Here is a 14,000-nt window from a genome sequence, read left to right on the forward strand (position 1 = left end):
TGTGCAAGGTCTTGCGGCGACGTGTTTTGCGCCGCGGCACCCGATGTGTAACGAGTACGGACGCGAGGCGAGTTAGATATGGCAAATCCCCCGAAGGCGAAGGATCCCGCCGAGGCTGCCCTGTCGGCTGTCGAGGAGGCGCTGAAGATCGATTTCGGCGACCTGGACGAGAGCGACAAGGCCAGCGGCAACGGGTCCGAGACCGCGAGCGCGGGACCGGCAAGCTCCGAGCGCAGCACAAGCGAGCGCTCCGGTGATCTCGCCGCGACCTCTACGACCTCCGACAGCCAGCGCACATCCGCCAAGCGCGGTCGCGGCGGCGGACGTCCGACATCGGCGGCCAATGACGACCGCCGGACCATCGGCAACCTGATCTACGCCCTGCAGCGGCGGCCGAGCTCGGCCCCGTTCTGGTTCGCCCTCGCCCTCAGCGTCGTCTGGGTGGCCGTCGGCTGGTGGCTGGCCTCCGCCATCTTCAGCACCGAACTGTCCAGCGTCCAGAGCGCCGGCGACATCGCGTCCTCGCCTTCGCTCATCCTGCTGTCGGTCGCCGTCGTCGTGCCGGTGCTGTTCTTCTGGGCCATGGCCCTGATGATCTTCCGTGCCCAGGAAATGCGCATCGTCGCCCGCGGCATGACCGAGGTCGCCCTGCGCCTCGCAGAACCCGAGGACGTCGCCAAGGAATCCATTCTGAGCGTCGGCCAGGCCATCCGCCGCGAAGTCGCCGCCATGGGCGACGGCATCGAGCGCGCCATCGCCCGCGCCAGCGAGCTGGAAGTTCTCGTACACAACGAGGTCTCCTCGCTTGAGCGCTCCTATAATGACAACGAGTTGAAGATCCGCGCGCTGATCGACGAGTTGGTCACCCAGCGCGAGGCGGTGGTTTCCAACGCCGACCGCGTCCGCGACAGCATCACCGGCGCGCATGAGAGCCTTGCAGCCCAGCTGCAGGCAACGTCTGAAAAGATCGGCGAGATCACCGACACCGCGACGGACCGCCTCACCGGCGCCATTGAGGCCCGCGTGAGCGAGTTCAACGCAACCGTCGACGGCCGCGTGCGCGAGATCACCGATACGTTCAGCACCGCCGGCGGCGAGCTCATCGAGAACCTTGCCTCGCATGGCGAGAGCTACGTTGCCCGCCTCACCGGCACGGGCGAGACGCTGGTCGACAGCATGAGCCGTACGGGCCGCGAGTTCGCGGAGACGCTCGAGTCTCGCGGCGGCGAGATCAACGATCGCTTCGCGGCGACCGCGACCGAGTTCGTCGAGACCCTGTCGCTGCGCGGCGGCGAGATCAACGACCGCCTGGCGGAAACCTCGGCCAACCTCTTCGAGACGCTGGAAAGCCGCGGCACGGAGATCAACGACACGCTGGCCAACACCGGCGCCTCCATCGTCGACACCCTGTCGGTGCGCAGCCACGAGATCACCGAGGCCCTCACCTCCACCGGCCAGAGCGTCGGCGACACCATCACCCAGCGCGGCGAGGAGATCACCGCCAACCTGTCGCTCACCAGCGGCAAGCTGATCGACACGATCACCACCCGCACCGAAGACCTGCTGTCGACCCTCGACAGCCGCGTCACCGGCCTCGATGCCTCGCTCGCCGAGACCGGCGACCGGGTGGTCGAGAGCATCTCGCTGCGCGGCCAGGAGGTCACCGACACCATCTCCGTCAAGGGCGCCGAGATTGTCGAGACCCTGTCCTCTCGTACGAGCGAAGTGGCGGAAATCCTGCGCGGCACCGGCGAGTCCATCGTGGTCGACCTGTCGCTGCGCGGCGGCGAAATCGCGTCCAAGCTGGACGAGACGGCCGGCAGCCTCACCGAGACGATCACCGTGCGCGGCACCGAGCTGGCCGATCGCCTCGGCTCGGTCGGCGACAAGATCCACGAAGCCATCTCCGTCAACGGCGAGGCCCTGGACCAGCGTCTCGAGACCCGCAGCCAGGAGATGGCAAAGCTCATCGACGGGCAGACGCGTGCCTTCCGCGCGGCACTCGACGAGGCCTCGGCCACGCTCGGCACCTCGCTGTCGATGCACACCAGCGACTTCGCCCGCACCCTGTCCGAGACCGGCACGGAGCTGGCCCATCTCATCGGATCGCGCGGCGAGCGCGTTGCCGGCGAGCTGACCTCCATCGGCGATCGTCTCAGCCAGACCCTGGACGAGCGCGGCACCAGCCTGCAGAGCGGCCTCAGCGGCCATCTGGAGCAGATGGAGCACCTGATCGGCGAGCGCGGCACCGAGCTGGTGGCCTCGTTCGAGCGGCGCACCAGCGAGCTGGGCGAAACCCTCGACGGCCGCATCGAGTCGCTGAACTCGACGCTGGACCTGCGAGCCTCGACCATGGCGGAAGCGCTCGACACCCGGATCCAGGGCTTCGACCAGACCCTGTCCGGCGGCATCGAAACGCTGACCTCGACCCTGGACCTGCGTGCCTCGACCATGGCGGAAGCTCTGGACACCCGCATCAGCGGCTTCGACGAGACCCTGTCCGGCGGTATCGAGCGTCTGTCCACCACGCTGGACGCGCGCACCGGCCAGTTCGAGAAGACCCTCAACGAGCGTACCGTTGCCCTGTCCGACCTCCTGGAAGACCGCTCGCAGGCGATCACCCTGCAGCTGTCCGACAAGGTCGACCAGGTCGGCGCGACGCTGGGTAGCCGCGCCGAGGAAATCGGCACCAGCCTGTCGGAGCGCTCGCGCCTGATCGGCGAGGCGATCGAGCAGCATCTCGTCACCTTCGAGGGTTCGATCGGCTCCAAGGTCGAGCAGGCGGCCAACGCCATGTCCGACAAGGCCGAGCACCTTGCCAACACCATGTCGCTCGGTACCGAGCGCATCGACCAGGCGCTGGACGCGCGTGCCCGCCAGATCAGCGAGACGCTGATCGCCCGGACCCGCGAGATCGCCGCCGCCTTCGTCGACGGCCAGACCGAGATGTCGAAGTCGCTGGACCAGCGCCTGACCGACGCCGGCGCCGTCCTGTCGCGCCAGAGCCAGGAGCTCACCGACACGCTGTCCGACCGCATCGCGGAGATCAACGTGTCGCTCGGCTCCAAGGTGTTCGAGGTCGCCGAGACCCTGGACAGCCGCTCTGCGGAACTTGAGCGGATGCTGGCCGAGCGCCTTGCCGCGATCACCGGCACGCTCACCAGCGAGACCGAGCGCGCCCGCGAGACCCTCTCCGAGGTCGTCATCGAGGCCGGCGGCACGGTGGATCGCCTCAGCGGCACGCTTTCGGGTGAAAGCAGCAAGCTGAAGGAGATCATCGAGACCACGCTGGACGAGGCGACCACCAAGCTGGAAGGCGAAGGAGCGCGTCTGCGCCAGATCGTCCTCGGCTCGGTCGGCGAGGCCCGCGGTGCCCTTCAGAGCGAGAGCGAGAAGGCCGCAGAAGCCATCATCGCCTCCCTGTCCGGCGCCACCGGCAACCTGTCGAGCGAGAGCGAACGCCTCCGCGAGCTGCTGCTGTCGGCTGTGGGCGAAGCCGCCCGTTCGCTGGCTGCGGAAAGCGAGAAGGCCCGCACCCTCTTCGTCGGCACGCTCGGCGAGATGAGCGGAGCCCTCGGCAGCGAGAGCGACAAGGTCCGCGAAGACCTGACCCGCACCGTCGCCGATGTCGCGAGCACTCTGTCGGCAGAGAGCGAGCAGGCCCGCATGGTACTTGCCCGCACGGTCGAGGAAATCCGCAACACCGTCTCCGGCGAAGCCGACGGCGTGCGCTCGCAGGTGGCTGGCGCGGTTCGTGCCGCGGCAGACCTGCTGGCCGAGCGCGGCAACGCAGTTGCCGAAGATCTGGTGGCCCGCGCGGATGCGCTCAACCAGGCGCTCGACGAGCGCGCCGGCACGCTGTCGCAACTGCTCGGCACGGACGGCAACGCAATGGTCAACGCCATCGAGGAGCGGGCGCATGCCCTCACCTCGCGCGTGTCGGAAATCCACGACGCAATCCTGGAAGCCATCACAGTCAAGGGCCGCGACGTCACTGACAACTTCGCCCGTACCGGTCTGGATGCCACCCGCAAGCTGGTGGAAGCCGGCGACGCGCTGGTCGCCACGCTGGACGAGCGCAGCACGTCGGCGGCAGAGGTGCTCGGCAGCACCAAGGCGCAGCTGGAGAGCGACATTACCGCCCTGCTGGACCGCCTGACCGAGTCCAACAGCCTGCTCAGCGACGTCGTCGCAAATGCCGGCGACAATCTCGGCAAGGTGGAGACGTCCCTGTCGCGCAGCGCCGGCGAGTTCCGCACGGCGATCGACCGGGCGCTCAGCGAGACCACGGCCTCGGCCGGTTCTCTCGAGAACCAGACCTCGGTCCTCAAGCAGGTCTCGCAGGAGGTCCTCAGCGACATTTCCTCGCTGGCCAGCCGCCTGGAGGACCATGGCCGCATGCTGAGCGAAGCCGCCAAGAACCTCGACGAGACCAACCGCGAGGTCGACGCCCGCGTCGGCGAACGCAAGACCGCGATCGAGGAAGTGGCGGACACGCTGCTCGCCAAGACCGAGGCGGTCGACAGCCTGATGCGCACCTTCTCCAAGCAGCTCGAATCGGCCCTGACCGGGGCCGACCAGAAGAGCCGCGAGGTGACCAGCATGCTGACGGCTGCGGCCGAGGCGGCAACCGCATCGGTGAGCGAGCAGTTCGAGTCGATGCGCCTGTCGGCCGGCCTGGAGGGCCAGAAGGCCCGCGAGGCCGTGCGTGCCGCACAGGACGACATCGTCGCCGAAATGTCGAAGACCCTCTCGGAAGCCTCCGAGCGCTTCACCGAGGCAACGACCCGCATGCGCGACGTCGCCCGCGACGTGCACCGCGAACTGGAGAAGACCCGCGCCGAACTCAAGCGCGGCATTCTCGACCTGCCGGAAGAGGCGGAGCAGTCCGCATCGGCCCTGCGCAAGATCGTCAGCGAGCAGGTTCGCGCGCTGACCGAGCTGTCGGAGATCGTCGCCCGCCAGTCGAACGTGCTGGACACCTCGCGCGCCGGTGAGCGCGCGGCGACCGCCACGCTCGCCAATGTTGCGACGGCTGCAGCGCCTGCCCGCCAGGCTCCTGCACCGGAGCCGGCGGCACCGCGTCAGCAGCAGCAGCCTGCGGCTCCCGCACGCGGCGGAGAGATCCGCGGCGAGCTGCGCCGCAAGACGCTGAGCGACTTCGACGCTCCCAAGCCCGCACCGCAGGCCGAGGCTCCTCGCAGCGGCGGCCAGGGCAAGGGCTGGGTCTCCGACCTGCTGCGCCGTGCGTCGCAGGACGAGGCGCCGGCTGGTGACGAGCCCCAGGGCCGTTCACCGCTGCAGATGGTCGAGTCGCTGAACTCGCTGTCGATCGACATCGCCCGTGCGATCGACCACGAGACGTTCATCGACCTGTGGGACCGCTACAAGCAGGGCGAGAGGCACGTGTTCACGCGCCGCCTCTACACCCTGCAGGGCCAGCAGACCTTTGACGAGATCCGCCAGAAATACGCGCGCGATGCCGAGTTCCGCTCGGCTGTCGACCGCTACCTCGTGGATTTCGAGCAGCTGCTCTCCCAGGTCTCCCGCAACGACCGCGACAACATCATGAGCCAGACCTACCTGACGTCCGATACGGGCAAGGTCTACACCATGCTGGCGCATGCCAGCGGCCGGCTCGACTGATCGCTGCGGGGCGGCATCGCTCCCCTGCCCGATACGGTTTCATCAAAAGCAAACGCGGTCCCTCGGGGCCGCGTTTGTCGTTTGGGGGCAGAGGGGATGAAAGGCCGCTCCCCCTCGGAGGTCATCCCGGTCAAGCGAAGCGCAGAACCGGGAACCAATGGCAATCCCGGCAGGCGTGAGACAGAAGGCGTTCACCCCACTCTCGGCTGTCATGCCTGCGAAGGCAGGCATCCAGTATCCGCCGGAGCGTGTGGGTTTGCGCAAGCAAGCCCCCCCCTGAGCGAGGGGGCTCGCGGCAGTGCCGAGGTCTGAGCCGAAGCGTTTGGGGTTACTGGATCCCGGTCTTCGGCTGTGCCGAAACCGGGACGACAGGCAGAGCGTGGGCACGCGTCGGCGTGTCCTCGCCGCCGCTCTGGCAGCCAATGGGCCCCGGATATCGCGATGCTCGTCCGGGGTGACGGCAGAGGGGATGTGGGCGGGCTATTCTCAGAACGTCGTTCCGGGCAAGGCCGCCGCCCGACCCGTGATGACAGCTGGACGACGGCCGCGAGGACGCCAAGCTCGCGCCGATCAGACGTTGGACAGGACCCAGGTCGACATCTCGCGCAGCACGCTGTCGGTTGCCGCATTCATCGCATCGACCGCATCGCGCACGTTGGTGCTGCGCGCCGGGGCTTCTGCCCGGAAGATGCGGCTCGCTTTGGTGCGGCCGTTGCGGTCGTTGACCAGACGGGCCATCACCTCGACCACCGCCCGGTTCTGGCCGTCGATCTGCAGCTGGAAGGACCTGAGATCCGTCTGAAGCTGGTAGTCAATCAGCAGTCCCTCGCCCGGCAGACCGACGCCGCGCAGGCCGCGGGTGTTCTCCAGCGACTGGACGATCTTCGCCTGCACCACCTTGGGCAGCGTGTCCGTCCAGGCCGCCTTGGGGAAATAGGTGTAGACAGGGCCGGCATCGACGACGGCGATGGACGCCGTATCGAGCGCCTGCAGGGCGCGCGGCGCGGGCACCAGGACCTGGATGCTGCCGCTGCGCCCCGGCACGGTCTTTTCCGTGACGGTCGGTGTGGTCAGCCCGTAATAGGCGTCCGGGGTGCTCGCGGAGCCGCAACCGGCAAGCAGAAGTGCCAGCGACAGCCCTGCGGCCGTCACTGCCCCCCTGACGCGACCCGTCCCACGCATACGAAACTCCACTTTTCGCATCATCGCCGCTGCGCCCCTCCGAAGGTCGGCTTGTCCGGCCCGCCGAAGATCACGCGCTGCGGATCGCGGTTGAGGTCTGCCGCCGTGCGCTGGATCTCCAGCAGCGTGCGGCTGAGCTGTGCCATGGCATTGGAGAAATCGGTCGAGCCGCGTGCGGTGAAACGCTCCAGCCCGCTGGTAATCGGTCCGACCCGCTCGGCGAGCACGTCGGCGACCTTGCGGATCGACACGGCCGCCTGCGTCGCCTCAGCGATCAGGCCCTCGCCGTCACCCTCCACCATCGCGTCGACCTTGTCGACGACGCTCTGGACGCGGGTCCCTGTCGCATTGAGCTTCGAGGCCAGTTCCTGCGCATCGCGGACGATCTGGTCGATCTGCGGGCCGCGTCCCTTAAGGCTCTGGCTGAACTCGTTCACATTGTCGACCGCTTCGCCGGCCTTCTCGATGGCATCGGTCACGATCTTCGTCTTGCCGGCGATCTCCCCTGAGAAGCGCTCGACGGACGCCACCAGGCTCTTGACCTGCTCCGGATCTACGGCGGCGACTACCTGGTCGATCCGGTCGACGGTGGCGACGAGCTGCGTGCCGATGGCACGTGCATCCGCCAGGACCTGGCGAATGTCTTCCTTGCCCTCGGCCAGGGACGTGCTGGCCTGCTCCAGGTTCTCCATCGTCCGGGTCGAGGACGCCACCAGCCGGTCGATATCCGCAGACCGCTCCTGAAGCACGGATGCAAAGGCCGAAGCGCCGTCGACGATCCGCGTGATCGCCTCGGGACGGACGGTCTCGATCACCGCATCGACCTTGGCAAGGCTGGCCGTCAGGCCGGAGGCGAACTGCTGCAGCTCCTGGGCCGCGCCCTCGGCATTGGCGACAAGCCCCGTCAATCCGTCTGCTGCCTCTGCCGCCTTGGACGTGACCTCCGCGGCATTGTTGACGATCTCGGTCACGCGGCCGGGGGGCACCGCATCGACAACAGCGGTCGCACTGTTGACCAGCCCTTCAAGCCGGCCGGACAGGCTCTGCAGCGCCTCGCCGGTGCTGGCGACGCTCGCCATGAAATTATCGACGCCATCGGCATTGCTCGCCAGCGCATCGGAAAACACGCGGGCATTGACGATGATCTTGTTCACTTCCTCACGATTGTCGTTCACCACCCGCTCGATCGAGGCGAGCGTGGTGTCGGCGCGGCTGAGAATGTCCCGCGCACCCTCCACGATATCCTCGAAAGCCGACTTCTCGGCATAGATGACCGGAGGCTCTTCGTCGTTGGGGTCGAGCAACAGCGGCGCGCTGGTCGAGCCGCCGGACAGATCGACATAGGCAATGCCCGAAAGCGTCTGGAACCCGAGTGTTGCCTTGACGTCGCTGCGCAGGGGCGTGGTCGGGCTGACGCGGATCGTCGCAATCACGACGCGTGGGTCCTTCGGATCGAAGCCCAGTTCGCCGACATCGCCGACCTTGATGCCGTTGAAATTGACAGCGCCGCCGACGGACAACCCGGTCACCGCCCCATTGAAGACGACCTTGACCGGCAACGCACGCGGTCCTTCAGCCCGGCTGCCGAGCCAGTAGATAAAAACAAAACCGACAATGAGCGTCGCGAAGACGAATGCACCAATGGCAATATAATTCGCGCGGGTTTCCATGCTTACGCCTGTTCCTGCCTATACCCGCCGCAACGCGCGTTCGCCGTTGAAATAGGACTGCACCCAAGCATTGTCGAATTCCATGAGTTCGGCGACCGTCCCCGTCTTCAACACCTTCTTTTCTCCTAATACCGCGACGCGGTCGCAAATGGAATGCAGGCTGTCGAGATCATGAGTGACCATGTAGACAGTGAGGCCGAGCGTATCGCGCAGTTTGCGCACCAGATCGTCGAATGCCGCCGCGCCGATCGGGTCGAGACCTGACGTCGGCTCGTCGAGAAAGACGAGGTCCGGATCGAGGGCCAGCGAGCGCGCAAGGCTCGCCCGCTTGATCATGCCGCCGGAGAGCTCGGACGGGAACTTCTCCGCCGCATTGCGCGGCAGGCCGACCATTTCCAGCTTCAACAGGGCGAGCTCGTCCATCAGCCGCTGCGACATGCGCATGTGCTCGCGCATCGGCACCTGGATATTCTGCCGCACGGTGAGCGAGGAGAACAGGGCGCCTTGCTGAAACAGCACGCCCCAGCGGCGCTCCACCGCCTGCCGTTCCTCCGGCGAGGCCTTGTCGAGATCGACGCCGAACACCTCGATGGTGCCGGCCCGCTTCGGCGTGAGGCCGAGAATGGCGCGCATCAGCACCGACTTGCCGGTGCCCGATCCGCCGACGAAGCCCAGGATCTCCCGTGTCCGCACGTCGAGATCCAGATCCTTGAGGACCACCGTCGAGCCGAAACCGACCGTCACGCCGCGGGCGCGCAGGATCACCTCCTCGCCGGGCGCGTTCGTCTCGTCCGCGGTCGGCGGCGCAAGGGCAGTATCGGACGGCATTCAGATCCCGATCGAAGAAAAGAAGATGGCGAACAGGCCGTCGACGACGATCACCATGAAGATCGCCTTCACGACGGACATGGTCGTGTGATGGCCGAGCGACTCGGCCGAACCCGAGACTTTCATGCCTTCCACACAGGCTACAAGGCCGATGATCAACGCCATGAACGGCGCCTTGACGATGCCCACCATCAGCGTGTCGACGGTAACCGACTGCTGCATCAGGTTGATGAAGACTCGGGGCGCCATGTCGAGATAGAGCCAGGAGATCAACCCGGCACCGAACAGGGCAGCAAGGTTGGACAGGAAGGTCAGGATCGGCAGGGCGAGAATGAGCGCGAAAAGCCGCGGCAGGATCAGCACTTCCGTGACCCGCAGCCCGATGACATGCAGCGCGTCGATCTCCTCGCGCATTTTCATCGAGCCGATCTCGGCGGTGAACGCGGACCCGGACCGCCCCGCGACCATGATCGCAGTGAGAATCACGCCGATCTCGCGCAGCACCAGCACGCCGGACAGGTCCACCACGTAGACGTCGGCGCCGAACTGCCGGAGGTAGAACCCGCCCTGCTGGGCGATGATCGCACCGATGAGGAAGCTCATCAGCATGACGATGGGCACCGCGCCGATACAGGCCCTGTCGAACTGGGTGGCGATGGAGACAATGCGAAGGCTCCGCGGGCGCAGGAACACGCCCGACAGCACGCTGACCAGGGACCCGACGATGTGGAGAATGGCGAGCGCGTCGCGCCCGATACCGACGACCTCGCGCCCCGTCGTCTCAAGAATGCTGAACAGCGACAACTTGTGACGCGCCGGCGCCCAGGGAGTCGGGTGGTGCTGCTCGACCTCGGAAATCAGCGCATCGAAGGACGGGAGCACCCCCTGCAGGCTGACACGCGAGCCGTGAAACTCCAGGTCGCCGCGCAAGCGGTGGATCAGCCAGGCACCCGCCGTATCCAGTCGCCCGACCTGCGACAGGTCGATATGGATACGACCGCCGGACGGCGCGTCGATGCCCTCGACGGCCTGTTCGAGAATCTCGCCGTGATGGATCGTCCAGGGCCCTGCGAGCACGAGGAGCAGGTCGCCGTCCTTCTCCGTCGCCGTGAGACGCGGTATCTCCTGTGCTGCATCAACCGTCATGCCAGCTGTCGTCCCGTCCCTTTGGATCCTGAGTCCGGCAGCCGGGCTGCCTGCCTCCTCCTCGCATGAGGAGACCGGTCGGGCGGCCCCGCCCCCTTGCCGAGCCTCCCAGGCACCACGTATACCTTGGCGCCAATGCAAGCGTCCACCCGGCCACCGCTTTCGCGGGCGTACGGTCCTGCCAACGTCTGGCTGTCGCCCGGCAAGCGCCTGGCCGACCAGTCCGGAAAATTCCGACTATCAGGAGATCACGATGGAAATCGCCCATCCCTACCTGCTGTTCCTCGGCGACGTGCCGGACGCCCTGGCCGCCAAGACAGGCCTCGGCATCGTTGACTGGCGGCGCGACTGGTGCCTCGGCCAGCATCGGCTGGACGGATGCAAGGCGGACGCGAAACTCCCCGACATGTCACCGCAGGACGCCGCGAAGGCCGGCGCGCGGACCATGGTGATCGGCGCCGTCAATGCCGGCGGCGTGCTCCCCGAACATTGGGTCGCCTCCATCGTTGCTGCCCTGGATGCAGGAATGGATGTGGCCAGCGGGCTGCACATGCGCCTCGGCGCGGTGCCCGCCATCCGCGAGGCAGCCGAGCGCAACGGCCGCAAGCTGTTCGACGTGCGCCATTCCGACATCCGGTTCGACACCGGCAAGGGCACCAAGCGCAGCGGCAAGCGGCTGCTGACCGTTGGAACCGACTGTTCGGTCGGCAAGAAATACTGCGCGCTGGCGCTGGAACAGGCGATGCGCGCCAAGGGCTTCGACGCCGACTTCCGCGCTACCGGCCAGACCGGCGTTTTCATTTCCGGACGCGGCGTCTCGCTGGACGCAGTGATCGCGGACTTCATCTCGGGCGCTGCGGAATGGATCTCGCCGGCCGCCGACGAAAACCACTGGGATCTCGTGGAAGGCCAGGGTTCGCTGTTCCACCCGTCCTTCGCCGGCGTGACCCTCGGCCTGCTGCACGGTTCGCAGCCCGACGCCTTCGTCGTCTGCCACGAGCCGACCCGCACCAACATGCGCGGCGTCAAGACACCGCTGCCGACGATCCAACAGGTCATCGACATGACTGTGGCGCTCGGCAAGCTCACCAATCCGGGCATCCGCTGCGTCGGCATCAGCATCAACACGGTGGCGCTGGACGAGGCGGAGGCGCGCAAGCTGCTCGCCGACACCGAGGCCGAATACGGCCTGCCGGCAACCGACCCCGTCCGCTTCGGCTGCGACAGCATCGTCGAGCGGATCGCCGCCGAGTTCGGCAAGCCATGACCGTCGAGCTGAGCGTTGCCACCGACAGTTGGCCGATCGAGGGCGGCTTCACCATCTCGCGGGGAAGCCGGACCCACGCTAATGTGGTGATGGTCACGCTGAGCGAAGGGCCGCATCGCGGCCGCGGAGAATGCGTTCCCTATGCCCGCTACGGCGAAACCGTCGAGGGCGTGATGGCCGATATCGAGAGCATCGCGCCCGACATCGCCCGCGGGCTCGACCGTGCCGGCCTGCAGCAGGCGATGCCGGCGGGCGCGGCGCGCAACGCCATCGACTGCGCCTTCTGGGACCTTGCCGCCAAGCAGGCCGGCACGAGCGCCGCGAAACTCGCCGGCATCAGTGAGATGGGCCCCGTCACCACCGCCTTCACCATCAGCCTCGGCACGCCGGAAAAGATGGCCGCCGACACGGCGAAGGCGAAGGATCGCCCGCTGCTGAAGATCAAGCTCGGCGGCGAAGGCGACGATTTACGGATCGCCGCGGTACGCGCTGCCGCACCGAATGCCCGGCTGATCGTCGATGCCAACGAGGCCTGGAGCGAGGCGTTGTTCGAGCGCAACATGGAGGCCTGCCGCGCGGCCGGGGTGGAGCTGATTGAGCAGCCCCTGCCTTCCGATGCGGACGGGGGCCTTGCCCACCTGCCGCGCCCCATTCCGGTCTGTGCCGACGAAAGCCTGCACACCTCGGCGGATCTCGAGCGCCTTGCCCCGCTCTACGATGCGGTGAACATCAAGCTCGACAAGACCGGCGGGCTGACCGAAGCGCTTCTTCTTGCCGGCAAGGCCCGCGAGATGCACTTCAAGGTGATGATCGGCTGCATGCTCGGCACGTCGCTGGCGATGGCGCCGGGAGCACTGATCGCGCAAGAAGCCGATTATGTCGATCTCGACGCACCGCTCCTGCTGGCCAAGGACCGGGAGCCGGGGCTCGTCTTCGACGGCAGCCTGATGCACCCGCCACGCCCGGAGCTCTGGGGCTAGTTGGACGAGGCCTCGGACCGGAAATCCGGGCAGCTCTCAGCCTGTCCGCTTCGCCCGGGCCGAGACGACCAGTCCACCGATCAGGCACAGCCCGCCGATGCCGGAAAGCACCGACATCGCCACGAAGGCGGTAACCGGGCTCGACGCATAGAGCATGCCCGCGATCGCCGATGCCAGCGCCGTCACGGCACCGATCACCATCGAGTTGACGCCTTGGGCAGCGCCCGCCCATTGCGGCGGAGCCATGCGGGCGACGAATGCGACCGCACCGAGATGCGTCGCACCGAAGCTGAGCCCGTGCAGCAGCTGCACCAGGACGATGGAGACGGGATCCTCCACGAACGGAAACAGGATCCAGCGCAGGACCGCGCCGGCAATGCCGATGGCCAGAAGGCCGTTGACGCCAAGCACTGCACGCACCCGGCTTGAGGCGGCGAACAGGCCGATCTCGGTGATCACTCCCAGTCCCCAGTAAATGCCCACCGCCGTGCCGGAAACGCCGGTCTGCGACCACAGAAGCGCACTGAAGGCGTAATAGGCCGCATGGCTGGCCTGCGCGCAGGCTGCCGCCAGGATCACCAGCAGGAAGCCCGGCGTCACGAACGCCCCCTCGCGCAGCAGTGCCGCCAGCCCCTTTCGGCGCTCATTGGCGGGCACGGGCCCCGGCGCCTCGTCCTCCATCACCTCGGCAAGCGCGATGTCGGGAGAGGCGATCGAGACCGATTCGTTTTCATCGACCTGGATTCGCGGCAGCTTGACGCTGAGCGCCGCCGCTGCGGCTGCAACCAGGCCGGCGACGATGCCACCGACCACGACGCCGGTCGTCCACTCGCCGATCAGGGATCCGCCGATCACATTGGCAACGATGAACGAGACCGATCCCCAGAGACGCATGCGCCCGTAGTCGCCCTTGCCCTCACGCTCCACGCGCGCCGCCAATGCATCCCCCAAAGGCATCAACGGCGACCATGCAATGGAGATGACCACCAGCAGCAAGGCACTAGCGAGGAAGCTCTTTGCGAGGAAAAAGCCTGAAAACGCAACAGCGGCGAGACTGCTGAGCAGCGCCAGCGCGCGCCCGGGTGTGCCGAAGCGGTCGACGGCGGCCCCGATCAGCGGGTTCGCCGCCAGCCTCACCAGCATCGGGATGGCAAGCAGAGTACCGATCTCCCCCGGGCTCAATCCCGCCTCGGACAGCACCAGCGGGAAGAACGGGAGAAACAGGCCGAGGCCGAAGAAATAGGCTGCGAAGATCGCCGCAACCCTTGCGTGAAGGGGCAT

8 protein-coding genes are annotated in these 14,000 nt (G+C 67.1%); 3 read left to right on the forward strand and 5 right to left on the reverse strand.

The genetic code is table 11. The features are described from left to right. The first annotated feature begins 78 nt into the window (after positions 1-78). Positions 79-5,646 (forward strand): apolipoprotein A-IV repeat region-like domain-containing protein, encoded by a 5,568-nt coding sequence (locus ACVJ6E_RS11205; RefSeq protein WP_120267233.1) that lies wholly within the window; start codon positions 79-81, stop codon positions 5,644-5,646. A 570-nt stretch (positions 5,647-6,216) separates the two neighbouring features. Here ACVJ6E_RS11205 and ACVJ6E_RS11210 read toward each other — a convergent pair. From ACVJ6E_RS11210 to ACVJ6E_RS11225, 4 genes are read right to left on the reverse strand one after another with little or no spacing between them, the layout of a single operon-like run. Further along, on the reverse strand, positions 6,217-6,828 hold the full coding sequence (locus ACVJ6E_RS11210) for an ABC-type transport auxiliary lipoprotein family protein (RefSeq protein WP_199680971.1): 612 nt from the start codon (positions 6,826-6,828) through the stop codon (positions 6,217-6,219). 20 nt (positions 6,829-6,848) lie between these two features. Then, positions 6,849-8,498: an MlaD family protein gene (locus ACVJ6E_RS11215; protein ID WP_120267232.1), complete on the reverse strand. Its 1,650-nt coding sequence runs from the start codon at positions 8,496-8,498 to the stop codon at positions 6,849-6,851. An 18-nt stretch (positions 8,499-8,516) separates the two neighbouring features. Continuing rightward, a complete protein-coding gene (locus ACVJ6E_RS11220; RefSeq protein ID WP_120267231.1) occupies positions 8,517-9,326 on the reverse strand; it encodes an ABC transporter ATP-binding protein in 810 nt (269 codons plus the stop codon). Beyond that, a complete protein-coding gene (locus tag ACVJ6E_RS11225) occupies positions 9,327-10,472 on the reverse strand; it encodes an ABC transporter permease (protein ID WP_120267230.1) in 1,146 nt (381 codons plus the stop codon). A 253-nt stretch (positions 10,473-10,725) separates the two neighbouring features. On the opposite strand from ACVJ6E_RS11225, the gene dgcN reads away from it, so the two are divergent. After that, positions 10,726-11,739 (forward strand): N-acetyltransferase DgcN, encoded by a 1,014-nt coding sequence (gene dgcN, locus ACVJ6E_RS11230; protein WP_120267229.1) that lies wholly within the window; start codon positions 10,726-10,728, stop codon positions 11,737-11,739. Then, a complete protein-coding gene (gene dgcA / locus ACVJ6E_RS11235) occupies positions 11,736-12,719 on the forward strand; it encodes an N-acetyl-D-Glu racemase DgcA (protein WP_120267228.1) in 984 nt (327 codons plus the stop codon). The genes dgcN and dgcA overlap by 4 nt, the downstream gene beginning before the upstream one ends. Before the next feature lie 36 nt (positions 12,720-12,755). On the opposite strand, the gene ACVJ6E_RS11240 is transcribed toward dgcA, so the two are convergent. Then, positions 12,756-14,000 (reverse strand): MFS transporter, encoded by a 1,245-nt coding sequence (locus ACVJ6E_RS11240; protein WP_120267227.1) that lies wholly within the window; start codon positions 13,998-14,000, stop codon positions 12,756-12,758.

The sequence above is a fragment of the Stappia sp. G46H5W genome, assembly GCF_058448995.1.

Coding starts and splice junctions, on each gene's coding strand:
- ACVJ6E_RS11240 (WP_120267227.1), bottom strand. CDS start 14,000: ATGCCCCTTCACGCAAGGGTTGCGGCGATCTTCGCAGCCTATTTCTTC.
- ACVJ6E_RS11220 (WP_120267231.1), bottom strand. CDS start 9,326: ATGCCGTCCGATACTGCCCTTGCGCCGCCGACCGCGGACGAGACGAAC.
- ACVJ6E_RS11225 (WP_120267230.1), bottom strand. CDS start 10,472: ATGACGGTTGATGCAGCACAGGAGATACCGCGTCTCACGGCGACGGAG.
- ACVJ6E_RS11210 (WP_199680971.1), bottom strand. CDS start 6,828: ATGCGTGGGACGGGTCGCGTCAGGGGGGCAGTGACGGCCGCAGGGCTG.
- ACVJ6E_RS11205 (WP_120267233.1), top strand. CDS start 79: ATGGCAAATCCCCCGAAGGCGAAGGATCCCGCCGAGGCTGCCCTGTCG.
- dgcN (WP_120267229.1), top strand. CDS start 10,726: ATGGAAATCGCCCATCCCTACCTGCTGTTCCTCGGCGACGTGCCGGAC.
- ACVJ6E_RS11215 (WP_120267232.1), bottom strand. CDS start 8,498: ATGGAAACCCGCGCGAATTATATTGCCATTGGTGCATTCGTCTTCGCG.
- dgcA (WP_120267228.1), top strand. CDS start 11,736: ATGACCGTCGAGCTGAGCGTTGCCACCGACAGTTGGCCGATCGAGGGC.